General features: G+C 39.6%; 15 protein-coding genes and 6 pseudogenes. 2 read left to right on the top strand and 19 right to left on the bottom strand.

The genetic code is table 11. The features are described from left to right. The first annotated feature begins 79 nt into the window (after positions 1–79). On the top strand, positions 80–307 hold the full coding sequence (gene psb35, locus ANSO36C_RS27270; protein ID WP_251957303.1) for a photosystem II assembly protein Psb35: 228 nt from the start codon (positions 80–82) through the stop codon (positions 305–307). A gap of 111 nt (positions 308–418) precedes the next feature. Here psb35 and ANSO36C_RS27265 read toward each other — a convergent pair. The 5 genes and pseudogenes from ANSO36C_RS27265 to ANSO36C_RS27245 all read right to left on the bottom strand — a co-directional run bounded on the left by ANSO36C_RS27265 (position 419) and on the right by ANSO36C_RS27245 (position 6,776). Beyond that, a pseudogene (locus ANSO36C_RS27265) lies at positions 419–841 on the bottom strand (tellurite resistance TerB family protein). A 57-nt stretch (positions 842–898) separates the two neighbouring features. Continuing rightward, a pseudogene (locus ANSO36C_RS27260) lies at positions 899–2,334 on the bottom strand (16S rRNA (cytosine(967)-C(5))-methyltransferase). A 92-nt stretch (positions 2,335–2,426) separates the two neighbouring features. Further along, on the bottom strand, positions 2,427–3,881 hold the full coding sequence (locus ANSO36C_RS27255; protein ID WP_251960454.1) for a glycoside hydrolase 100 family protein: 1,455 nt from the start codon (positions 3,879–3,881) through the stop codon (positions 2,427–2,429). Between the two features lie 731 nt (positions 3,882–4,612). Further along, complete coding sequence (locus ANSO36C_RS27250; RefSeq protein ID WP_251957302.1) at positions 4,613–5,005, bottom strand: PspA/IM30 family protein; 393 nt, start codon at positions 5,003–5,005, stop codon at positions 4,613–4,615. 419 nt (positions 5,006–5,424) lie between these two features. Beyond that, positions 5,425–6,776: pseudogene (locus ANSO36C_RS27245) on the bottom strand (NAD(P)/FAD-dependent oxidoreductase). Between the two features lie 235 nt (positions 6,777–7,011). Here ANSO36C_RS27245 and ANSO36C_RS27240 point away from each other — a divergent pair. Beyond that, positions 7,012–7,236 (top strand): MOSC domain-containing protein, encoded by a 225-nt coding sequence (locus tag ANSO36C_RS27240; protein ID WP_251957301.1) that lies wholly within the window; start codon positions 7,012–7,014, stop codon positions 7,234–7,236. On the opposite strand, the gene ANSO36C_RS27235 is transcribed toward ANSO36C_RS27240, so the two are convergent. From ANSO36C_RS27235 to ANSO36C_RS35320, 14 genes and pseudogenes are all read right to left on the bottom strand, one after another. Further along, complete coding sequence (locus ANSO36C_RS27235; RefSeq protein ID WP_251957300.1) at positions 7,172–7,387, bottom strand: MbtH family protein; 216 nt, start codon at positions 7,385–7,387, stop codon at positions 7,172–7,174. The two genes, ANSO36C_RS27240 and ANSO36C_RS27235, sit on opposite strands and share 65 nt — an antisense overlap. 71 nt (positions 7,388–7,458) lie before the next feature. Further along, positions 7,459–8,910 (bottom strand): aspartate aminotransferase family protein, encoded by a 1,452-nt coding sequence (locus ANSO36C_RS27230; protein ID WP_251957299.1) that lies wholly within the window; start codon positions 8,908–8,910, stop codon positions 7,459–7,461. A gap of 26 nt (positions 8,911–8,936) precedes the next feature. After that, complete coding sequence (locus ANSO36C_RS33990) at positions 8,937–9,071, bottom strand: hypothetical protein (RefSeq protein ID WP_267145338.1); 135 nt, start codon at positions 9,069–9,071, stop codon at positions 8,937–8,939. A gap of 56 nt (positions 9,072–9,127) precedes the next feature. Beyond that, positions 9,128–9,259 (bottom strand): hypothetical protein, encoded by a 132-nt coding sequence (locus ANSO36C_RS33985; RefSeq protein ID WP_267145337.1) that lies wholly within the window; start codon positions 9,257–9,259, stop codon positions 9,128–9,130. A gap of 141 nt (positions 9,260–9,400) precedes the next feature. Next, positions 9,401–9,568: a hypothetical protein gene (locus ANSO36C_RS27225; protein WP_251957298.1), complete on the bottom strand. Its 168-nt coding sequence runs from the start codon at positions 9,566–9,568 to the stop codon at positions 9,401–9,403. An 18-nt stretch (positions 9,569–9,586) separates the two neighbouring features. Beyond that, positions 9,587–9,670, bottom strand: a pseudogene (locus ANSO36C_RS27220) (hypothetical protein); the annotation flags it as partial. Positions 9,671–9,714: 44 nt separating this feature from the next. Beyond that, positions 9,715–10,014, bottom strand: coding sequence for an SDR family oxidoreductase (locus tag ANSO36C_RS27215; protein WP_251957297.1), 300 nt, complete (start codon positions 10,012–10,014; stop codon positions 9,715–9,717). After that, the gene (locus ANSO36C_RS27210) at positions 9,974–11,341 is read right to left on the bottom strand and encodes an SDR family oxidoreductase (RefSeq protein WP_251957296.1); all 1,368 of its coding nucleotides are present in this window, start codon (positions 11,339–11,341) and stop codon (positions 9,974–9,976) included. The genes ANSO36C_RS27215 and ANSO36C_RS27210 overlap by 41 nt, the downstream gene beginning before the upstream one ends. After that, a complete protein-coding gene (locus ANSO36C_RS27205) occupies positions 11,331–11,696 on the bottom strand; it encodes an AMP-binding protein (RefSeq protein WP_251957295.1) in 366 nt (121 codons plus the stop codon). The genes ANSO36C_RS27210 and ANSO36C_RS27205 overlap by 11 nt, the downstream gene beginning before the upstream one ends. Beyond that, positions 11,648–12,259 carry an AMP-binding protein gene (locus ANSO36C_RS27200; protein ID WP_251957294.1) on the bottom strand — a complete coding sequence of 204 codons (612 nt, stop codon included), beginning with the start codon at positions 12,257–12,259 and terminating at the stop codon, positions 11,648–11,650. The genes ANSO36C_RS27205 and ANSO36C_RS27200 overlap by 49 nt, the downstream gene beginning before the upstream one ends. Before the next feature lie 265 nt (positions 12,260–12,524). Beyond that, positions 12,525–13,535 (bottom strand): condensation domain-containing protein, encoded by a 1,011-nt coding sequence (locus ANSO36C_RS27195; protein WP_251957293.1) that lies wholly within the window; start codon positions 13,533–13,535, stop codon positions 12,525–12,527. A 13-nt stretch (positions 13,536–13,548) separates the two neighbouring features. Next, positions 13,549–22,502, bottom strand: a pseudogene (locus ANSO36C_RS35145) (amino acid adenylation domain-containing protein). Between the two features lie 19 nt (positions 22,503–22,521). Further along, positions 22,522–23,583, bottom strand: a complete 1,062-nt coding sequence (locus ANSO36C_RS27175) for a TauD/TfdA family dioxygenase (protein ID WP_251957286.1) — start codon at positions 23,581–23,583, stop codon at positions 22,522–22,524. Between the two features lie 17 nt (positions 23,584–23,600). After that, positions 23,601–24,971: pseudogene (locus ANSO36C_RS35320) on the bottom strand (condensation domain-containing protein); the annotation flags it as partial. Positions 24,972–25,028 lie beyond the last annotated feature (57 nt).

The raw sequence follows: 25,028 nt of genomic DNA, 5'->3' as shown, positions 1-25,028 counted from the left end.
AAACTCCGGGGGGATGTTAAATGATACGCTCATTCTATAGTGTGTAAAGTAGTCTTATTTAACATTGGAGAATATACTCATGCATATATTGATGCAGGCAGCGGATTCAATCGCAACAAATGGTACTCATTTTCCTTTGGCTTTCACCTTGGTGTATGTCGTTGGTTTTATTGCTGCTGTCACCATTGGGTCAATAGCTTGGTACAACTCGAAACGCCCCGCAGGTTGGGAAAGCAAAGAGCGTCCTGATTTCGTGCCTAAGGTTGATAAAGAAGAAACTCCGGGTCTGGGTGAACCGAAGTCATAAGCAGTAAGAGTCATGAGTGCTGAGTTTAATTGCCAAACTTAAAAATCATCTATCTAAAGACATAATTTTTCGCGTCTTGGCAACTCATAACTCATAACTCATAACTCTTTGTTAATTTTGCACTTCAACCCAACGGCGATAAAGCTTTTGAATTTGTTTGAGAAGCAGAGTGTGAGCTGGTTGAGTTGACTCATTCTGCTTAGTTATATCTTGTAATTCCGTCAGGAGTCTAGCTTCTTCGACGGCAACTTCGCCATCGCTATAAATTAACCCACTGATAGCTTCAATCAAATTTTCACAATCTTCAAGGCTGGGCGATCGCCTAAATACTCCCGCACCCAGTCATAACATGCTTTTGGCTCTACAGGAACTAATTCGTATAGCCAAGGCTTAATTTCTGGATCCGTTAGCCAAACCTTTTGCTTGAGCTATTTCGCGGAGATATTGCCGTTCTTCTGGCTGGATTTTGCCATCGATCCAGGCTGCTCCAATCAGGATTTTAACTAAGTTTTTCACATTGGAAGGGGAAACCATTGCTGCCTCCTCTGGTAGATTCAGGCCTCTACCAAATCGTACAATCCCAAACAGTATTCACTCGGAATTATTGGTTTTTCTTAAGCGCACCATAAAAAAGCCATCCATGTCCTGTCGATGGGGCCAGACTTTAAACCAACCTTGAGGCGTGTTACAAGCAGAATCAGGTAGCTCAACGCCGCTTGGAGACTCAATTTGCCAATCAGGTGACTTAGCTAGAAATGCCGAAATTACTTGTTCATTTTCTGCTGGATGCAATGTACAGGTGGCATAAACTAGTACACCACCAGCTTTGACAAAAGTTGATGTATGTGTTAATAATTCTTGTTGCAATACCGAAAGTTCGCGGACAGATTCTGGTGTCTGTCGCCAACGCGCATCAGCGTGACGGTGCATGGTTCCCAAACCAGAACATGGGGCATCGAGTAATACACGGTCTGCGGTGTTTTGAAATTGGTTGAAGTGGCGGCTGTCGCCAGTGTAAATTTGAATAGATTGTAAATTTAGCCGTTGAGAATTTTCTTGGAGTTTGCGAAGACGAGAAGAAGTGCGATCGCAAGCCCAAATTTTCCCTTTATCCCCCATTAACTCAGCAATGTGGGTTGTTTTACCCCCTGGTGCAGCACAGGCATCAATTACCACCTCACCCGGTTGGGGGTCGAGCAAATGACCTACTAATTGGGCACTGCTATCTTGTACAGTCCACCAACCTTCTCTAAAACCCGGTAATTTTTGAATTGAGCCAGCACTACCAATCAATCGTAAAGCTTGGGGTAAATAAGGAATGCGTCTTACTAAAACACCAGCAGATTGCAAAGCTGTCTCAACTTCCTCAATTGAAGTGCGAAGTGGGTTGATGCGTAAGTCAATTGTTGGTGATTGGTTCATCCATTCACACAGTTTTTCTGTGTCAGCCAAACCCAATTGTTCTAACCAAACTTGAATAATCCAGTCAGGAAAGCTGTGTAAAATACCCAAGCGTTCTACTGGGTTTTCTGGAAGCTGTAACGGATCAACATTGGGGGCTGGGGACTGAGGATTTTTCTCCTCTGCCCCTCTGCTCCTCTGCCCCCGTGCTCCCCCTGCTTCCCCTGCTCCCTCATCTCCCCCTGCTTTTCTAAGATACTGACGTAATAGACCGTTAACAAAACCGTGAGTCCAGAAAAACCGTTTTCTTTAGCGAGTTCGACGGTGGTATTAACAGCAGCTGAGGCGGGAATACGCTGTTGATAACGCAGTTGGTAGAAGCCTAGATGTAAGATGGTGCGGAGGTCTTGTGGTTGCTGATGAGATTTCTTTTTGGCGAGTTGGTCAATGAGAGTATCAAGAGTGCGCTGCCTTCTGACGCTCCCATAAACCAATTCTGTCACCAAGCGGCGATCGTTATCGAGCAAATTAACTTTTTGCAGCACTCTATCTAGGGCAACATCAGCATAAGCCCCCTTATGAACATCTCGCAGGGCGATAAAAGCTAGTTGACGGGGGTTTGTCATGGAAAGAAACAAGATTCAGGAGTCAGGAGGCCTTTGTATTCTAACTCCCAACTCTTGTACAGACGCGATTAATCGCGTCTCTCCCAACTTCCCTATCGAGTCAGATACGGATCTACACTGGCAATTTCAAACTCACATGCTCTAGAAACTTGTTCTGCTGATAATTTTCCAAAGCTGATTAATGGTAAATATGTGGGGTTTGCCATCAATTCTTTTGCCAATAAGAACCCAGTAATTGTCCAAGTTTGATATTTTCTAGCTTGTTTGCCAATCAGTCGCCCTTTCTTACCGTCGTAATATTCTGGCCATTCATCTGTACTGAGGCGTCCTTGGGCAACTTGAATCGCCTTTTGTGCAAGACTTGTTCTATTAGTTTTCACCGCCGCCGCCGCCAACATCCACATTAAAACTGGCCAACTACCAGCATTATGATACGACCAAGGTATATTTTTGGGGTCACATCCAGTTATAATTCTGTATTCTTCATGTTCTAAAGCTGGGAAACATATTTTCATTGGCATATCTCCCACTAAGTCATCCCATCGTTCCTCAATGAGAGTCATAATCGCTTGTGACTGTTCTTCGGTGGCTAAGTCGGAAATGATTGCCATTAAGTTTCCGAGTGAAAAGAAGCGAGTATCTAGCTGCGAGGGGCCAACATTACCTGCTAGATAACCACCTTTTTTTGGCAGCCATTTATCTAATTCATAATAGGGAACAGAATCTACATATATGTTGAACAGATTAACAGCAGCCTTGCCATATTCTTCACTTTTGAAGCGATAAATTGTATTCAGACGATTAATATCTATCCAATAATGCTCACGGATATGAGCGCATAAAAGAGGCAAACGGTTATCAATGGCTTCAACAATATCAGAATTACCTTGACAAACTAGCAGTTCACGAGATGCACGTAATGCCGTGTAAAAGAGGACTTGCAATTCTAGAGGATGTCCATAAATGCCCATACGACGGTCAATCATACAAGCACCATCTGGAACCAACAGCGTTGGGTACATATCAAAACGATTTGCCAAGCAGATTTCCATGATTAACCTAATTCCATTTTGGAATTCAGGTTGATAGGCGAGAGAAAAATCTTCTGTGGCGATTACATAAGCACGCAACAAAATAATCCACCATAGGCAAGAATCTACAGGTGTAACTCTAGCGATCGCATGTTCACCAAAGTCTGCTTCTAAATATTCGTGCCCATTGTCTGATACTACTTTAAAGCTAGCGGGTATTAATCCTCGTCCTGGTTTATAGGCATCTAATGCCTTTTCTTTAGGTTGTAACTTTAAGGTTTCTTCTAAGAAATTACGAACAATATCTGTTCTACCTTTGATCAGAAAAATTAGAGCAGAAGAAACAAAATCTCGGACAAAGCACTGATCGTAATTGAGCGCTTCTACAGATGCATCATAAGCGGCTACCGTCCCAACAGGACGGCCTTGATAGTAGAGAATTGATTTTTCGAGTGCTTGCCATGCTTCATCCACTTCTTTTAAATTCTCAGTAGTTTCTAATTCGTTTATGTGCATCGCCAGAATAACTCCATTTGGATTTTGAATTTGTGGTAGAGGCGTCTTCATTTATTATTTTTGCTATTTTCAGGATAACAAAAACCATTCTTGGAATAGCAAATATAATTGTCCGATAAATTAATCAATTAACAAAAAATAAATCTGCTGACAGTTATACAGATTTATTGCTAGTTAATTTCCTTATAATCAATTACTCTTTTGATGAATTATAGTTGTTTTTTTCATCGCAAGTAGTAACACGATTCTCGAAAACAGTCACACAAGATATATTTTTAAATGATTTATTGTTCCGTTGTATGACCGGAATCTTCCCTTTACCAAAAAAATATATCTTCAGTGCTGTTTGTGGTTTGTGTGAAGTTAAAACTGGTTGCAGTATATCTACTTGCACGGGTCAGTTTTTGACACGAATAGGTCAGATTATTCCCCTATGATCTAATAATTTATAACGTTTTTTTCAGAATATGCAAGATGAATGCTTAAAAATTTTAAGATGTCAATACTTCTAAAGAGTTGTATATTTTAGCCTGCGGACAGATGAAATGGGAGGATTAGAGGAGTAATTCCAAAAATAGTAAAGCAAACAGAATTAATACTTATAGCAATTTCTTATATAGGAATCGTATTTGATTTTTGAAATTATCTGCGTAGGCGGGGAGTGGGGAGTAGAAGTTTTAGGGGTAACAAATTCTGATTTTTCCTTGAATTCAGCCTTAAGTGCTTGTAACTCATCTTTCCACTCCCAAAACAGCAAATTTTTGGTTGAGATCCTCACCAGATAAAAATGCTTCTAATTCCATCACTGCTTCTGAATAAGCATCCATCAGCAAAACTTTCTCTTCCATTCGCTCAAAAAGCTGTGTTGGAGTTTCGCTAATTTCAGATTCATCTAACAGTTTGGCAATACCATAAGCGGCGAGTCCCACTACTGCACCAATTCCCGCCATCGGTACTGCACCAATGCCAAACGCCAGCCCTACTTTAGGTGCGACTAAACCCATACTACCGACGACGCTATACACACCAGCACCGCCGACTGCACCAACTCCCATTGTAGCGATCGCCGCGGCATCTCCTTCTGTTATGGCTTTAAAAGCGCTATAAGCAGCTGCACCAGCCACAGCGCCACCACCAACTACAGGAGTTGTACCAATACTGCACCAAATCCACCTGCTAGTCCCATCCCGCCTACCGTTGCGGAAACACCAGCAGCTGCAATAAATGCTGTGCCTATTTTAGAGTTTTGTGTCACTGATTTTTGTTTTTGAAGTTTCTCCTTTACATTAGCTTTGCTATGGCCAACTGTCTCGATTTTCCTTTATCCGCCCAAAGGCTGGAAAAGTAAGCACTTGCCTTTGTTTGCTCCTATTCTTGAACTGTTGCGGTGTTATCTGCAATCGCCTAGCTTGTGAGTACTATCGAGCATCTTTGTACGGGTAAGATGGTCAGATTTGGTAGTGCTGAGTGTTCTGTCGGATTTACCGTAAGTTTTATCGTCAACGGCTTGTAGCATCGTTGACGAATGCTATGATACCTGAAATTACATAAGTGTTCCAGAAGGCTGTTGCACGTTATTGTTAACAGTTTTTGGTTCTACAAAAGCTTCTCTACCTGTAATCAATCTAGAGCGACGATTACGAGTGATATAATTCCACGCCCACTGAAATACTACTAGTAATTTAGTGTCAAACTCGATTAAGAAGTAGATGTGAACTAGTAGCCAAAATGCCCAAGCAAGAAAACCTGTGAGTTTGATTAAGCCTAAATCTACAACAGCTAAATTTTGCCCAATCATCGCCAAACTACCCACATCGTTGTAATGAAATTCTGGCAAAAGTCTTACCTTGAAGCCGTCGTTGAATTAATTTACCTACATACTCTCCTTGTTGTTTAGCTACGGGTGCAACACCAGGTAAAGGTTTAGCATCTTGATGGGAGAAGTTAGCTAAATCTCCAATTACAAAAATGTTGTCATAACCCTCGATAGACAAGTCAGGTTCTACAATTACCCGCCCAGAGAAATCGCACTCTACACCTGTAGTTTCTTTTAAGACTTTCCCCATTGGGGAACCTTGAACACCTGCTGCCCACAAGATAGTTTTTGAGGCAATTTCTGTAAATTCATTGTCTTGCTTGAAAGTAACAATATCACCTTCAATATTTGTCACCCTGGTGTGAGTGTGTGAGTTCTATACCCAACTTTTGACAAAGATACTGCCTGCTGATATCTGATAACTCTGGCGCCATGTGTGGGAGGATGCGAGGGCCCCCTTGTAATAGTAAAATTTTCGTTTCTGAAGTGTCGATGCTGCGGAAATCTTCTTTGAGAGTTTTGTATGCCAATTCTGCGATCGCACCTGCTAATTCTACCCCAGTCGGGCCACCCCCCACAATCACAAAACTCAACCAAGCCCGGCGTTTTTCTGGATCAGTTTCTTTTTCTGCTGCTTCAAATGCGCTAAATATCCGGCGACGCATTTCTATCGCATCTTCCACAGTCTTCAAGCCAGGAGCAACTTTTTCCCAGTTATCCTTACCAAAATAGGAATGGTTTGCACCTGTAGCAACAATTAATGTATCATAAGGTACTACTTCATCACCCAAAATAACTTGCTGCGCTTTTGGATCAATCTCATTTACTTCTCCCAGCAACACCTTTGTATTCTTGCTTTTGCTGAATACAGAGCGCAATGGTGCAGAAATATCAGAAGGTGATAGCGTACCTGTGGCAACTTGATATAAAAGCGGCTGAAATAGGTGAAAGTTACGTTTATCAATGAGAGTAACATTTACATTCCCTGCATTCAAAGCCTTTGCTGCATACAGTCCACCAAAGCCACCACCAACAATTACAACCTGATGTTGTGCATTATTATTAAGTGAGACTGCCATAAGACATATTTCCTTGTGTTAAGAACCTGTAACTATTCTTAACAAAGATGTAACAGCATTATGATAGAGGTTGCTGTTTATTTAGAACAATTGAAAAAATAATAAAAGTAGCCAAAGTTATTTTGGTAGAGCGGATGAACAATCCAGAAGTAATTTAGAATTAGCATTAATTTAAGTATCAGTCAAAGCACCGTCTACAACTGGAATCTTTAAAGAGCCAGTTAGCGATCGCGTCATGGTGCGATTGCTTAATTTAGACGGTGATGGACAGGCTGATTTAACCGTTCATGGAGGAGCAGACAAAGCAGTCTATATATACCCCTTCGAGCATTACGATTACTGGCGAGGTGAATTGCCTGACACAGAGTTGCCGCTAGGCATCTTTGGTGAAAATTTTAGGTTGTTTGTGCCATTTTCTGACGTAGACTTAAAGGTCTCATATCTGTCCAAACTTCCTTAATATATTCAAGACATTCTGATTTAAGTCCTGATTTGCCTACATCTTTCCAGCCAAGAGGATTTTCTTTTTCAGATGGCCAAATTGAATATTGTTCTTCGTGATTGACTACAACTTTGTAAATAGTGGTGTCTTCTTGATCGCCTTGATACATTGTAATCTCCTTTGAATTAAGTAAATGTATATGACTTAAACTGCTTTCGCACTGCTCAGAGTTTGAGGGTATTAAGGTAAAAATTCACCCTCTCGGAGTTTTGATATGCTATTTTTAACAGCCTGAATAATTTGATTAATATCTTCATCTGTATGGGCTGTAGATAAAAACCCTCCATTACCCCTCAACATAATTCCCTGGTCAAGCAGATGATAATAAAGTAAATTATAAGCTAAGGAAATCTCGGAATTACCAGCATCTTCTTCGTTATCATTTTCTGAATAAACAGGGCCAAAAAGTGAACCAAAATTTGTGAGTTGGATAGGTAATCCTTCTTGATCAAAGTAAGTATTCAAGGTTTTTATAAACTTGGTTGTGCGTTGATTTAACTCAGTTTGTAGAGTAGAACCTTGAGTTTTTAAATGTTGTAAAACTGCTTTAGCTGCTGCTAAAGCTAGGGGATGCTTGCAGTAAGTTCCCGCAAAAAAAGTAGTTTTTTGGTGAGGAGATGATAAATCTCCATAATCCCACATTCCACCATCGATCGCATCCATAAAATTAGCTTTGCCTGCAATGATGCCGATCGCTATTCCACCACCAACGATTTTACCATAGGCGGCAATGTCTGCTTCTATGCCAAACCAAGCTTGAGCGCCACCTGGATGAATGCGAAAACCTGTTACCATTTCATCGAAAATTAAAGCTATTCCCGATTCTTTAGTTAATTTTCTCAGTTGCTGAAGGAAGGTTTGGGGTTGTAAATCTAAATTTTCTTTCTGAACTGGCTCAACCAAAACCGCAGCTATATCTTGAGCATTATTGGCGATCGCTTCAAGTGATTCCTGTTCACCGTATTTTAGAACTAAAATATCTTCAACAAAATTTGACGGTATTCCTAGTGCAATTGGTACAGTTTGTAACTTATCATCTGTAATTTTAACTTTCCCTAATGTACCATCAAAATGACCATGATAAGAGTTAGAAAATATGACAATTTTATTACGTCCTGTAACTGTTCTTGCCATGCGAATTGCTGTCATTATGGCTTCTGTGCCTGTGTTACTGAATGCGACTCGCTCCATTTTTGTGAGTTCGCAAATCAATTGAGCAACTTCACCAATAATTTCTGATTGAGAACCTAGTTGTATACCTTTTTCTAGTTGCGCGGCTAATGCTTCTTTGATAAAAGGTGGATTATGACCGAATAGATTAACACCAAATCCCATCACTAAATCTATATATTCGTTACCATCTACATCCCATACCTTGCAGCCAGAAGAATGTTTGGTAACAATAGGATAAAAAATTTCTTTAAGAGGAATATCGAAATCAACAAAGGTTTTATTATCAGCTAAAAATGTACGATTAGCTTGGGCAAGCTGCTTTGATATTTTGGTCTTTTGATTATAACGGGTAATAAAATCTTCTAAATATTCCCGTTGATGTGTAGTTAGATTGATAGTAGATAATATTTCACCGATTTTTTGCGTATCGGTTAAAGAGCTTTGTTGGGCAATGAACATATATTTTTTGCTGTTATTTAAATATATTATTTATTTTGTGTCAGACAAAATAGTGCTACAATAGCATCGTCTGTTCCTGTGAGGATATCGTCTTTGTTGTAGCACTCTACTTTTTGAAATCCTACACTTTTGAGAGCAGAATAACGAGTTGATGAAAGCATAATTTTTTAGGATTTAAAACGCAAAGTGACGCTAAGGTAAACGCAGAGTTTTATTGTTAGCTATGGTTTGAGGGATGTTCTAAGAAACCACTGCGAATTAGATAAGAAAGATAGGTGGTTAACAATTCTGTATCTAGTGGTGGACAAATAATTGTAGTTTCTGCTAATCCAGTGAGGGTATTTTGCATATCAATTTGCTGGGTTGCAGAATCTTCAATACTGGTGTTTTGAGATTCTTGATTAGTAAGTGTTGCGACTAGGGAGATAAGGGATTGTTAGGCGATCAGCTCGAACTTCTTTTAGTAGTTTTGAAACGCCATTGTGTGTAGTCAATTTGTTGAAGTGGATAGACCAAAAGAGACGATTGAGTTAACCACTTCTTCCCAAGGTAAAGGTTGGGGATTGATTAGGTGAAAAACTTTGCCTAATGAGGTTGGTTGTTGTGATAAGTAAATTATGGCTTGACTGGCATAATCTACAGGGGTTAAGTTAACCATCGTGTCATCTTTGGGAACGCTACCGAGTTGGATACACCCGCGAATCATTCTGAAGGTATGATCATCGATATTGCAAACTCCTGTTTTACTATCTCCAGAAATCCGTCCTGGTCGATATATAGATATGGGGATTCCGCGATCGCCTGCTATGGTGAACTAATTTTTCTGACTACCCATTTACTTTGGGTATAGCCACTACTTATTTTTGCACTGTGATTAATCGGTGTCTCTTCTCGGATGATTTCTAAAGCAGAATCAGCAAGCACCAACAACACCAATGGTAGAAATAAAAATGTACTGGCTTTAACTTTAATTTGTGCCGCTAATCTTAAAACTTCTTGAGTTCCCAAGACATTTGCGGCTTTGAGTTGGGAATAAGGATAGGTGAAATTGACGAATGCACCGTTATGATAAATTACATCGATTTGAGCAGCGATACGCTGCAAATTTATCGGCTGAAAGTCCTAAGAGTGGTTGAGCTAAATCTCCTATTAAGGGAATAACGCGTTGATTAAAACTTTCATCCCACAATAAATAAGATTTTAAATGATTTTGTAGTCGTTTTGTAGCAAGTTCAGTTGTTTTCGCCCGAATCAAACAATAGATATCTCCTGTTGTCTGTTGTAGGAGTTCGTAAAGTAAAAAAGCTCCCAAAAAACCTGTCGCACCTGTTAATAAAATAGCAGCAGGTGGAGTTGTTTTCTGTACATATTTAGTTGCAGGAACAATTTTTGGGTCTAAAACAGCTTCGGAATCAAGATTGATATCTGAAGTAGCTATCTGTGTGTTGTCTATTTGTGCGGCTAAATCAGCAATAGTAGGTGCATCAAATAAAAGCTTTAAAGGAAGTTCTACACTGAAGGCTTTTCGGATTTTTGCCAGTAGTTGAGTGATGAGTAAAGAATGTCCACCCAACTCAAAGAAATTATCATAAATTCCTACTTGTTCTAAACCTAGGATCTCTGACCAAATTTCTGCTAGTTGTCTTTCCAAGCCTGTACGCGGTGCTACATAAAGTTGTTCTAATTCGGGGCGACTTTGTTCGGGAGTTGGTAGTGCTTGATAGTCAATTTTACCATTAGCTGTTAGTGGTAATGCTTTGAGTAATACGAAAATAGAGGGGATAGCATATTCTGGCAATTTATCTAAACAAAAGCTGCGGAAAACACTGGCGATCGCCTGATAATTTTGATTAATCAGGCGAAACTGAGGGCTAATAACTATATATGCTACTAAACGTTTGTTACCTAGTGTTTCTTCTGTGGCTCTAACTACCACTTCTTGCACACCTGAATGTTGTTTAAGTGTTGTTTCAATTTCCTCTAATTCGATACGAAAACCTCTGATTTTTACTTGGCGATCGACTCGTCCCAGAAATTGCAAATTACCATCATTTAAATAGCTTACTTTGTCACCTGTTTTATATAAACGTGCTTGAGAATCGGATACAAAGGGATTTTGAATAAATCTTGCGACTGTAAGTTCTGGTTGATTTAAATAACCTCTGGCTAACCCCGCACCACCGATATACAATTCACCCGGTACACCTATTGGTACAAGTTGCAATTGTTCGTCTAAGACGTAAACTTGAGTATTAGCTAAAGGTTGTCCCAAGGGAACAGTAGATGGTAGTTGTTGTGTTGGTTGAGTGATGGGATAAGTTAACACTCCTACAGTTGTTTCAGTCGGGCCATAATGATTAAACATTTGACATTCACCTGCTAATTCTTGGAGTTGATTAACTAGTTGCCAAGTGCTAGCTTCACCACCCAAAATTAAACTCCGTCGCGGTAGAAATTGACGAGGTTGGAGACGCAGCCAAAAGCGCAGTGAGATGAGAAGGAACTATTTTGAGATAGTCTATCGGATGGCGCTGGAAATAGTCAGCAAGTGCTTGAGGATCGGATGCTGTTTCTTGAGGAATAATATGCAAACATCCGCCTGTACACAATGCGGGAAAGATGACTGTATTGCCTAAATCTGCTGCAAAAGTCGAAACTGTAGCAAAGCTAGCACCCTTCACTAAGTCTAATCTGTCTATGATTGCGTAAATATAGTTAACAAGTTGACGATGTTCGACTAAAACAGCTTTTGGTTGACCTGTAGGAACCAGAAGTATAGATGGCATATATCTAAGTTGTTTGGCTGTACCTTACTTGAACAATCTTCTGGATTTTCTGCGTTAATTACTTCCCAATCGGTATCTAGACAAATTATTTGTGCAGTATTAGCGGGAATTTTACCAACTAGCGATCGCTGTGTCTTAAAAGGACTGATACGCCAGCATCTTGTAAACGATAAGCTAAGGCATGCTGCTGGTAGTGCTGGATCTAGGGGTAGGTAAGCACCTCCAGCTTTGAGAATAGCGAGCATTGCAACTATGGTATCGAGCGATGCCTTCGCAACGTCTTCGAACGAACGCTCTGTATATAAACCTACCAACACTTCTGGTTCAACTCCTAACCGCCTTAAGTAAGATGCTAGGCGATCGGCTCGTAAATTCAACTCTGCATAAGTTAATTGTTGTTCTCCGAAGATAACCGCAATTTGATTAGGAGTTTTATTGACTTGTTCCTCAAATAGCTGATGAAAGCATTTATCTTGCGGATAATTAGTCTGAGTGTTATTAAGTTCTACTAATAACTTATGGCGTTCTTGACGATCAATAATTTCCAAGCTTCCTACAGACACTTCTGGGTTAGTAACAACACTTGTTACTAAAGTCTGAAATTGTCTGGCTAAAAGTTTAATATTTTCGGCTGCAAATAGATAAGGATCGTAATAAAATTCTGTAATTAGACAATCTTGCTGTTGAATGCAATTCAGTTTAATTTTAAATCTTTCCTGGCAGACAAATTTTTGATAAATAGAGAAAATTACCCCACCACGACTGTAATTTTCAGGTATTTCTTCAAATTCAAAACCAATTGGTATTAAGCAGTGATTGTGGCTATTTTTAATATCTGCTTGTAAGAAATATTCCTGATATTGTTCCGCTTGGCGATGATGTTACGCCAATAGAAGATAAAACTTCCCTAAATTTAAATTCTTGAGTAATCGGACAACTTAAAGGCAAGAATTTAGCTAATAATCCTAGAGTTTCATGTAGTTCTTCGTATTTTCTACCATTATATAAATTATGTATAACAATTTCTGGTTTTTTAGTTAAACGCCATATTAGTATATACCAACACGACAAGAGAAAATCATGATAATTTGTATGATTTTTCGTAACAAACTCAGTTATATTCTTGGCTAAATCTGTGGGTAAATTTAAAGAGTGAATATCTGGATAAAAATCTATTTGGCTATGATTACTTAATTCAAAAGGTAGTTTTAAAGGCTCTACATCTTTGAATTCTTTTTTTTGCCAATAGCCTGTGCCAATTTTTGCATCTTCCTCTGCTAAAAGCTCATTTTGCCATTCCGAAAATTGCAGATATTGTACGGGTTCATCCGAAAAATCTTGCCTTTGTAAACATAAAGCATAACTGAGGCTAATTTCTCTAACTATATTTTTTAGTGTCCATGCATCTGCACACAAAGATGGCAAACTTACAATTAAAATATGTTGGTTGTCAGCAAGAGATAGTAACGAAAAACGCACCAAAGCTGCTTTTTCTGATTGAGAAACTGAGCATTTTTCTTCCTGAAGTAACTCCGCAATCTTTAGCCTTTGTTCCTGCTGATGAAAATTTTTCAAATTGATACAGCACCATGATACAGTGCTTGCTTTATCTATAATCTGAAGAGGAAACTTAATTCCTGGTCGGCGGTGAAAACTTGTCCGCAGAATTTCATGACGATGAACAACTTTTTGCGTAGCCGCTTGCAAAACTTCTATATCAAGTATTCCTTCCAAAAGGATAGCAACTTGAGAGACATAGATATTACTATCTTGTTGCAACAACCACAGACGCTTTTGCTGGGGAGAAAATTGAAAACCTTCGATAACTTCACTTTTCATGGTTAACTCCTAATTAAACATCTACAGAATTCATCATTTCTCCCATCGCTACCACAATTTTTCGTGGCCCAATATAAGGAAAGCGACCATGAGCAGTTAACATATTGTCTAACATTAAGACATCTCCTTGCTGCCAAGGAAAACTGATAGTAGCTTGTTGATATACTTGATTAATTTCTGCCATCACTGCATCTTCAATCGCAGAACCATCACCGTAATATACATTACGTGGCACATTTGTTTCACCAAATATTGATAATAAAGATTCTCTGACTGTGGCTTCTAAACATGAGATGTGATGTAACTGAATTTGATTAAAAAATACCTTTTCTCCTGTGTATGGATGATTGACTATTGCGGGTCTTATTTTGCGAGTTCGTAAATTATTGTTTGGTAGCCATTCAAACTCAATCCCAGCTTTATGGCAATAATTTTCTACTACTGTTTTATCGCTAGTATGAAAAAAGTCTTGCCAACTTACATCTAACCCTTCAATGTAATTACGTACATACATTAATTGTTTTTTCTCTAAAGTTTCTCGAATTTGAGAATTAAGGAGTTGATAAAGTTTTCGACAGTCTACAATTGGTGTTTCTCCGCCTTGTTGTGCTGGTTGCAAACAAAAAAACCAGATTTTTAGCGGCCAGCAGTGCATATGAGAACTTTCGTTATGAAATAGAATTGCTTGGTCTTCTGGATAAGGTGTAGAACCATAAACTTTACTACCTATTTCTTCCCTTGGTAAATCACCATACTCACCAAATAATTCTGGACAAATAGCTTGAGCTAATTTTTCAAATGTGGCTACAGAATTAATGTTGCAATCACGAAAAAGAATCGCGCCGTGATGTTTTAGCTTACTGCTTAAAAATTCTCTATTATTTTTAGCCCAATCAATAATATCAATATCGTTAATATTTGGCTTAATTACCAAAGGAAGTGTTTGTTCCGGTTGGAGATAATCATTTTTAATTAACTCTCCTGCTGGTAACTTAACAGATTTTGGTTTAATCCCAATAAACTTCTTCAGCTTAATTTCTTCATGTTTTGCTTCTACCATATTTTTTTGTTGCTTTTCAGTGTCGGTAAGCATATCTCAAGTGTTGATGCGTTCATCAGGATGGTTAACAATGCTATGCAGCAGCGCTTGAAAGTTTTCTGCCATCCGAACGATTGTAGCTGCATCAAAAAGATCGGCTTTGTAACAGAAAGTAGCGGCAATTTCCTGCTCTGTTTCTGAGACGAACAGAGTTAAATCAAATTTAGCTGATTCATTTTTTGTCTCTAAAGGAAGCAGTGTTAAACCTGGAAGTTCTAAGTTAGCTGTGGGAACGTTATCCATTACAAATAACACCTGAAATAAAGGTGTATGGCTTAAACGTCGCTCTGGTTGTAGTTCCTCCACCAACTTTTCAAAAGGAAAATCTTGGTGAGCATAAGCTCCCAAAGTTACTTCTCGTACTCGCTGCAAATGTTCTCGAAAACTGGGGTAGCCACCAAGGTGAGTGCGTAGCAACAGCAGGTTGACAAAAAAGCCAATTAGTCCTTCCGTTTCGGCTCGGTTGCGGTTGGCAACATCAGTACCAATAACAATGTCATCTTGTCCGGTGTAGCGGTATAGCAGTGTTTGCAAGCCAGCTACCATTGTCATAAACAGAGTGACATTGGCCTCACGGCTGAGTTTCTGAAGTGCTGTAGACAGTTCTGTAGATAATTTACAGGTGTAGATACCTCCACTGTTGGTGTTTGCGGAAGTCTGGGAGTAGGGTAAGTTTAGTACTGGTAAAGAGACACCAAGCTGCTGCTTCCAGTAGCTAAGTTGGGTTTCTAGCATTTCTCCTTGCAACCATTGTCTTTGCCAAACTGCAAAGTCTGCATACTGAACAGGCAATTCTGGTAAGGGTGTATTTTGGGGAAGCAAGCTACTCGTAGCGTCTCGCAGAGAGGGTTTGCCATCCAAGTAGGCTTGATAAAGAACTGTCAATTCTCGAATCAGTATCCCCATTGACCAAGCATCAGAGATAATATGGTGCATTGTGAATAGCACTATATGTTCTGTGGTGTTTAGTTTTAGGAGAGATATCCGTACTAAAGGCGCTTGAGTTAAATCAAATGGCTGTTGAGCTGCTTGAGTAATTAGCTTTTGTACTTCTGCTTCTTGCGCTGTTGCTGAAAGGGTTTGCAGGTCTATTAATGGTAAATTTAATTGCAAGGCAGGGACAATCACCTGCATTGCTTCTCCATCTACAGCAATAAATTGGGTGCGTAATATTTCATGTCGTCTAATAATTTCGTTAATGCTTTGTTTTAGTGCTGTGAGATTTAGTGAACCTTTCAGGCGGATAGCGTCGAAGATATTGTACGCAGAATTACCAGGTTGCAACTGATCGATAAACCACAGTCTATTTTGAGCAAAAGATAAGGGTAATTCTACCTGGCGCGAACAAGGGAGAATGGGGTAATTTTGCCAGTTTTGACCCTGCATCACCATTGTTTGAATTACTGAAGCTAGTTCAGCAATAGTGGGAGCTTCAAACAAACAGCGCAAAGGCAATTCTAAATGCAAAATCTGGCGAATTCGGGAAATTAGTTGCGTAGCGAGTAATGAATGTCCACCCAAATCAAAGAAGTTATCATGAACGCTTAATTGATCAATTCCTAGTACGTCAGCCCAAATACTAACTAGCATTTGTTCCACAGGTGTAGAAGCAGGAACAAAATTTGACTGTTGTATTAACTGTGTGCGATCGGGTGCTGGCAAAGCTCGACGATTTACTTTACCATTTGGTGTTAATGGTAGTTTCTCTAAGATCACAAAAGCCTTTGGCAGCATATAGTTGGGCAACTTGGACTCTAAAAAGCGGCGCAGTTCAGTAATTTCTAGTGTTTGCTGTGGCTGGGGAACTATGTAGGTTACTAAACGTTGAGTACTTTTATCCTCCCGCATCAAAACTATATTTGTTTCAACTGCTGGATGCTGGTTAATTATTGTTTCAATTTCTCGCAGTTCAATGCGGAAACCACGGAGTTTAACTTGATGATCAATCCTTCCCAGAAACTCCATTGTTCCGTCTGGTAGGTAACGAGTTAAATCACCTGTTTTATACAAACGATTAAATTGGGAATTATTAAAGGGATTAGGTATAAATTTTTCTACTGTCAGTTCTGGGCGGTTTAAGTAACCACGAGCCAAACCAGCACCCCCAATATGTAATTCACCGGGTACTCCTATGGGAAGCAAATTTTGATGTTGATCCAGGATATAAAATTGGGTGTTGGCGATCGCACGACCAATAGTAACAATCGCATCTGTTTGTTCTCCAACCATCTGCACTGCTGACCAAATGGTGGTTTCTGTCGGCCCGTAGAGGTTCCAAACTTCCTGAGAGCGTTCTAGTAATTGATGAGCCAGGGAGCGATCAAGGGCTTCTCCTCCACAAAGAATTTTTAAGTGTTTAGTACCACTCCACCCAGCCGTTAGTAGCATTCGCCAAGTAGCTGGTGTTGCTTGCATGACGTTTGCTTGACTGGAAACTAATTGTTTTAACAATTGGCTACCATCAGTTGCTATCTCACGGCTGACTAAGATTAAACGCGCGCCAACAATCAGTGGTAGATAGATTTCTAGTGCTGCAATATCAAAGGATAGGGTAGTGACTGATAAGAAAATATCTTCGGGAGTTAACCCCGGCTTTTGTTGCATTGCACTTAAGAAATTAACCACAGCCTTGTGTGTAATTTGCACTCCTTTTGGTTGACCTGTCGAGCCAGAAGTGTAGATTACATAGGCTAAGTTTTCAGTACTTGCTGAGTTAATGAATTGATTAATACTTTGTTGGTTAATTTTTTCCCAATCTGTATCTATGCAAACTACTTGAGCTTGATGTTGCGGCAACAAGGCTGCTAACTTTTGTTGGGTAAGCAGTACTGACACCTGAGCATCTTCTAACATGAAAGCTAAACGCTCTGAAGGATAAGCTGGATCAAGCGGTAGGTATGCTCCCCCGGCTTTGAGGATGGCTAAAAGTCCAATCACCATTTCGAGCGATCGCTCTAAGCAAATTCCTACTAATACTTCTGGTTTGACTCCCAATGAACGCAGGTAATGAGCGAGTTGGTTAGCTTTGGCGTTGAGTTCCCGATAAGTTAATTGCTGATTGTCATAGACAACTGCAACTGCTTCAGGTGTTCGTTCTACTTGTTGCTGAAATAGTTCCTGGATACATTTATCTTGGGGATACTCAGTATCAGTATGATTCCACTCTACTAATAACTGCTGCTGTTCTGATGCTGTTAACAGTGGCAAACTCGACACACTTTGCTCAGGTTCCGCGACTATTGCGGCTAACAACACCTGAAAATGTCCCAACATCCGCTCAATTGTACTCGCATAAAATAAATCAGTGCTGTACTCGATTGTTCCAGCCAGCCCTTGTTCTGTCTCTGCCATTGTAAGGGTCAAATCAAAAATTGCTGCCTGTCTCTGTTCTGACAGCAAACCCAAAGTTAATCCTGGTAGTTGTAACTCTTGTGCAGGAGCATTCTGGAAGGTAAACATGACATCAAATAAGGGGTTACGATTAAGATGTCGTTGTGGTTTTAGTTCTTCTACTAGCTGCTCAAAAGGTAAATCTTGGTGCGCGTAAGCCCCTAATGTCACTTCTCTAACTTGCTTCAGCAATTGACGAAAACTAGGATTACCACCCAAATTAGTCCGCAGCACTAAAGTGTTGACAAAAAAGCCTATTAGTGGTTCGATCTCAGCCCGATTGCGATTGGCGATCGCAGTTCCCACTGCAATGTCATCTTGCTGACTGTAGCGATGTAGTAGAACTTTAAAGGCTGTCAGCAAAATCATAAACAGGGTGACACCTTCTTGCTGCGCGATCGCCTTAAGACCTGTACTTACAGACTCCGACAGCAAAAAAGATTTTGTCGCACCTTGATATGTGAGAATCGGCGGACGGGGATAATCGGTGGGTAAATCAATTAAGGTCGCACTGGCTAGCTGCTTTTGCCAGTAAGATAGTTGTGTTTTGAGTACTTCTGCTGTTACATATTGTCGCTGCCAAACTGCAAAGTCTGCATACTGGATGGGAAGTTCTGGTAGGGGTGAAAGCTGGTAATTAGCAAAGGCTGTGTAGAGTGTGGCTATTTCTTGGACTAAAACTCCCGTTGACCAACCATCAGAAATAATGTGGTGCGTAGTAAATAAAATTACGTGTTCTTCTGCACTCAGGTGCAGTATGGTGACTCGCAATAATAGCCCTTGCTCTAAGTTAAAGGGCTGTTGGGCTTCTTGTTCGGCTAGTTTTTGTACTTCCTGTTCTTGAAGCTCTGTAGAAAGGGTTTGTAAATCTACTATTGGTAATGTCAATTCAACGGCTGGATTGATGACTTGGACTGGTTGGGCGTTGACTATGGTAAAACTTGTGCGTAAGATTTCGTGTCGGCGAATGATTTCCTTCAGGCTTTGTTCTAATATGGCAATGTTGAACTGACCAGTTAAGCGTAAAGCAGTAGGTTGATTATAGAAAGGATTATTCGGCTCTAACTGGGAAAGAAACCATAGTCTTTGTTGAGCAAATGACAAAGGGAAATAGTTAGAGTCTCGGCTTTGGCGTTGGATTTGGGAAGGCGCAATTGTTGATTTTTTCTGATTGAGCCGTTGTAGAAGCAACTCGCGTTTTTCAGGAGACAATTGGGCAATGCGTTGGTTTAAGTCGCTCATAAGTCTGCTCCTTCCTTTACCAAAACTTCTTGGCTTTCTTCCTGTGCCTCTAACTCTGCTAACATCTGGGCTAACATTGCCTCATCTGTTTGTTCTGCTAAGTTTTGGGCTAGCATTACCCCTAAATCAGCAACGGTGGGGGAATCAAAAAACTGACGCAAAGGCAACTCTACTTGTAAAGATTGGCGGATGCGAGAAATCACTTGTGTTGCTATTAGGGAATGTCCTCCTAACTCAAAGAAATTGTCGTGAATTCCCACTTGCTCAACAGCGAGAACTTCTGCCCAAATTTTGGCGATCGCTTCTTCTGTTTGGTTGCGGGGAGCAACAAAGGTGGCGGCTAATTCTGGTGGAACTTGCTCTGGTGCTGGTAGTTTTTCTCGATCTATTTTACCGTTAGCTGTTAATGGTAAAGTCTTCAACATCACAAAGGCTGAAGGAACCATATATTCAGGCAGTTTTTCTCTGAGGAAAGCACGCAAGTCTGTTGATTGGGGATGGGGAATGGCTGATTTTGGCTCGAAGACGATATAAGCGACTAAGCGTTTGTCACCTGGTACATCTTCTCGACTGCAAACTATCGCCTGTTGCACCGCAGGATGTTGCTGGAGGGTGAGCAATATTTCTTCTAATTCGATGCGAAAGCCCCGAATTTTTACCTGATCGTCAACTCTTCCTAAAAACTCTATATTTCCGTCTGGTAAATAACGGGCTAAATCCCCTGTTTTATACAAACGATGAGATTTTGAATTGTTAAACGGATTAGGAATAAATTTTTCGAGTGTGAGTTCGGGTAGGTTTAAGTAACCCCGTGCTAAACTATCCCCTCCAATATACAGTTCTCCCGGTACACCAATCGGTACTGGTTGCAGATGAGAATCTAGCAAGTAAATTTGTGTGTTGGCGATCGCTTTTCCAATCGGTACGGTTGCAGAATCAGTCCGACTCTGATCTATTGGGTAAGTCAGCACGCCAACAGTGGCTTCTGTTGGCCCGTAGTGGTTAAAAATCTGACAATCGGGTGCTAATGCCTGAATTTGCTCAATTAACTGCCAACTACAAGCCTCACCGCCTAAAATTAAGCGTTGCCGAGGCAATATTTTTTGAGGTTGAGCAGCTGTGAGTAAAGCTGCAAGATGAGCCGGAACTATCTTCAGACAGTCAATGCTGTGTTGATGAAAATACTCTCCCAGTGCTTCGGGATTAGTAGCCCGTTCTTGGGAAATTATATGCAGACATCCACCGCCACACAAAGCGGGAAAAATCATTGTGTTGCCTAAGTCAGCTGCAAAGGTGGCAACATGAGCAAAGCTACGACAGGTAGAGAAATCTATTTTTGCGCGTATCCCGTTGAGGTAGTTGAACAATTGGCGATGCTCAACCGCAACTCCTTTTGGTTTACCTGTAGAACCGGAGGTAAACAAGACATAAACTAAATTCTCCGGCTTGACTTCAGTTTCAGGATTTTCATGACTTTGTTGAGCGATTGTTGCGGAATCTGCATCTAAACATATTACCTCTGGTGGATGCTGGGGAAGCTCTTTGAGTAACTGCTGTTGAGTTACCAGCACTTGTACTTGAGCATCTTCTAACATCTGCGCTAAACGCTGGTGTGGATAGCTTGGATCTAAGGGTATATATGCACCGCCAGCTTTCAATATTCCCAGCAACCCGATAATCATTTCTAGAGAACGTCCAACATAAAGCCCTACCAAGACTTCCGCCCCAACTCCTCGCTGACGTAAATGATGGGCTAGTTGATTCGCTCGTGCATTTAACTGTGAATAGGTTAATTGCTGCTGCTCAAAGACAAGGGCAATTTCATCCGGTGTGCGTTTGACTTGTTCTTCAAATAGTTGGTGAATACATCTATCTGGAGGATGATGTACACTCGTATTATTAAATTCTACAAGTAGTTGTTGTAGCTGGCGATCGCTAAGAATATTTAGCTGACTGATGCCTGCTTCTGGATTTGCGATCGCATCTTGTAATAATGTCTGAAAGTGTTCAGATAATGTTTTGATATCCTCCAGCTTATATAATTGCTCATCAAAATGAAGCTCGGCAATTAAAGCATCTCCTTGATGCAGGCAAGTTAATTTAATTTTAAATTTATCAATACATGAATATAGCTTAGATAAAGAAAACGATAAGTCTGCCACAGCATAATTTTCGGAGAATTCGGCAAACTCAAAAGCAACTGGACAAAAATCAGCAGATTTTACAGTTTCTTCCCAAGTAAAATATTCTTGCCATTCCCAGGCATTATTTACTGACTCATGTATCTGTTGTAAGATTTCGCTAAATTTTATTTCGGGTTTGAAATGACAAGCGATCGGTAAATATTTTGATAATAGCCCTAATGCTTGGTATAATTCCGCATATTTTCTGCCATCGCCAACAATTCCCACACATAAATCTGGTTTTCTGGTAATCTTACCCAGCAGTATCAACCAACAAGCCAGCAAAATATCGGCATTATTGATCTGATATTTTGAAGATAATAATTTTATTTTTTTAACTAAATCATTATCAATATTTAAAGATACACATTGAGGCTGAAAATTGCCATTTTCAATTTGTTTATTCTCAAACCACAGATTAAAATCATCAACAGTATTAATATCTTGATTGCGCCAATATTCTTTTCCTAATTCTGAATTATCTGATTCTAAAATTTGATTTTGCCATTCTGCAATATCTGCATATTGTAGTGGTTCATCATCCAGGTTTTGACCTTGCAAACAAGCTGCATAGGAAACAGTAATTTTCTTTAACAAATATTTGAGAGTGTAAGTATCTGCAACTAAGGCAGATAAAGTTAACATTAAAATGTGTTTATCTGAAGATAAAGTGATTATATATACGTCTATTGGTGGTTTTTCTTCTAAATCAAAAGGTATTTTTTTAAGTTCATTAAATAGCTCATTAAGACGGTTCTCTTGCTCTTCACTAGCCAAACTACAAAAATTTAATTCAGTAATCTCAATTTTATAATTATCTGCAATTACCTGTAATGGTACTTCCATTTCTGGTAGTTGATAAAAAGTAGTACGAAAAATCTCGTACTGATTGACTACATTTTGTAAGGCTGTTCTTAAAATCTCAATATTTAGTTTACCTATGATAGAAACTGCACATTGAATCCGCAATGGAGATACATCACTATTTTCTAACAACCATAGCCGCTTTTGCTGTGGAGATAATCTAAAACCTTCAATCTGTTTTGCTTGCATATTAACTACACCCTGATGATTAATATTCTGGAGAATTATATTCTTCAGCCATCCCGACTACAACCTTGCGGGAACCTTGAAATGGCATTCTGCCATGAGCAGATAACATATTATCTAATAACAATACATCTCCTTCTTGCCAAGGAAATATAATTGCTTCTTGCTGATAAATTTCCCGAATCTCTTCTAATATAGAATCTTCAATAACCGAACCATCGCCATAATAAGCATTACGTGGTAAATCTTCTTCTGAGAAATTAGCTAACAATTGTGTGCGAACACTTGGCTCTAAGCTTGATATATGAAATAAGTGAGATTGATTAAACCAAACTATTTCTGATGTTTGGGGATGCTTGGCAACAGCTTGGCAAATTTGACGAGTTCTTAGGCTAAAACCAGAAGTTTCCTTATCTCTCCACTCTAATTCAATTCCTGTGCGATCGCAATATATTTCTACATCGAGCTTATTATTAGTATTAAAGACACTTTGCCATGATAAATCTAATCCTACTCCATAGTTTCGCACATACATTACTCCTTTTTGCAAAAACTTTTCTTTAATTTTTGTATTTATTCGAGAAAAAATTTTGCGGCTGTCAGCAATTGGTGTTTCTCCGCCTTGATCTGCTTTTTTAATGCAAAAAAAGGCAATTTTTAAAGGCCAAGTACGGGAGTAAGACATTTCATTATGTAGAGGAATGAAATGAGTGGCAGGATATTCTGTAGAAGTATAAATATTCCCACTAACATGATTACGGGGTGTAGAACGGTAAGAATATTCTAGCAAATTTCCAGAGAGAGCTTGGATAAATTGCTGAAACTCTGCGACATCTTTGATATTAAAACTGCGAAAAAGTATACCTCCATGTTGTAATATTTGGTTTTGAATCCAAGAGCGATTATTTTGAGTCCAAATTGCTAGATTTAAGTTATCTAAATTTGGCTCAACAACTAAAGGTAGAGAGCTTTCTGGTTGTAAATATGATGTCCGAACTAATTCCTCTGACGATATATTGACAGATTTACGAGTGGTTAAACCTAATTGTTTAATATTTGGTTTTGTTGTTTGGGGATGTTCCATAGTATTTATTCCTTTTTTCAAATGTCTCGAATAGCTTTGCGTTTAGTCATTTTTAATTTTTGGCGTTCTGTTGCTTGTAGTTCAGATTTCTGAATTAGCTGTTGTTGTTTATCAACGGCTGTCAATTTTTCTAGTAACTGCTGAATCTCAAAATGAGGACTGCTACTAATGTCAGACAACAGTATTTGTAAATGTTGAGTTATCCGCGCGATAGCTCCTGCATTCACCCGTTGAGAACTGGTTTCGCTCATCCACAGAATTTGTATTGACAATTCCGCTCCAGGTAAAACTCTTAAAGTCAGAGGATAATGGTTTCTACTCCAGGAACGCACATTTTTAATTTCCAAACCCATGTTTTCTGACTCTAACGCATCATCAACAGGATAATTCTCAAACACCACAATGTTATTAAATAAAGGTAGTCCTTTAGGTATCTGACTCCATTCTTGAATTTTGACTAATGGGCTGAACTCGTACTCACGTGCTTCAACTTGGCTATGCTGAATTTGTGTTAGCCAAGGAAGGAATAAATCTTTTTTTGATAGTTTTACTCGGACTGGGATGGTATTAATAAACAGCCCAATCATTGATTCGGCGGCTGTGAGGCTAGGGGGACGACCAGAAACAGTAGCCCCAAACAAGATATCTGTCTCGCCGCTATAGTGACTGAGTAGTAATGCCCATACACCTTGCATTAAAGTGTTAAGTGTCAGTTTATATTGACGAGTTAGGGATGCTAAGGCATTAGTTGTGGCTTGGGATAGCGGAATATCCTGTTCATAAGAATGGCTTTCTTCTGAGGACAACTTGTGAGAGGTTTGTTGTAGAGGTAGTGGTGTTGGTGTGTAAACACCTGCAAGTGTTTGTCGCCAGTAAGCCTCTGCCGATCGCAAATTTTGTTGTTGTAACCAAGCAATATAATCTCGATAAGGACGGCTTGCTGGGAGTTGCATCGGTTGGTTGTTTGACAATGCTTTGTAAAAACCAAAGACTTCTTTCAACAGCAAAGGTAAAGACCATCCATCGAATAAGATATGATGACAGTTCCAAATTAAGTGATAAGTATCTGGGCTTAACTGAATCAAAGTCAAGCGAATTAAGGGTGCTTCATCCAAATTAAAGCCTCGATCTAAATCTGCTGGGAGAAATTCTGCCAGACGAGTTTGTTGTTCACTTGCAGAGAGATTTTGCCAATCCTGCTGCTGTAAATAGAGTTGGACTTGTGGTAGTACAATTTGCAGAGGTGTATCTAAACCTTCCCAAACAAAAGCAGTACGCAAAATTGAGTGACGCTCTATAACTTTATTCCAGGCTTGCTCAAATGCCCAAACATTGAGATTACCCTGCAAAGTACAACTTGTTTGGCACAAATAAGCTGATGATTTGGGATCATAAAGTAGGTGGAACAGCATTCCATACTGCACAGAAGAAAGGGGATAAATATC

The sequence above is a fragment of the Nostoc cf. commune SO-36 genome, from assembly GCF_023734775.1.
Taxonomy (GTDB): Bacteria; Cyanobacteriota; Cyanobacteriia; order Cyanobacteriales; family Nostocaceae; genus Nostoc; species Nostoc commune_A.
Note: the sequence above shows the minus strand (reverse complement) of the source record. Positions and strands in the feature narration are given on the sequence as shown.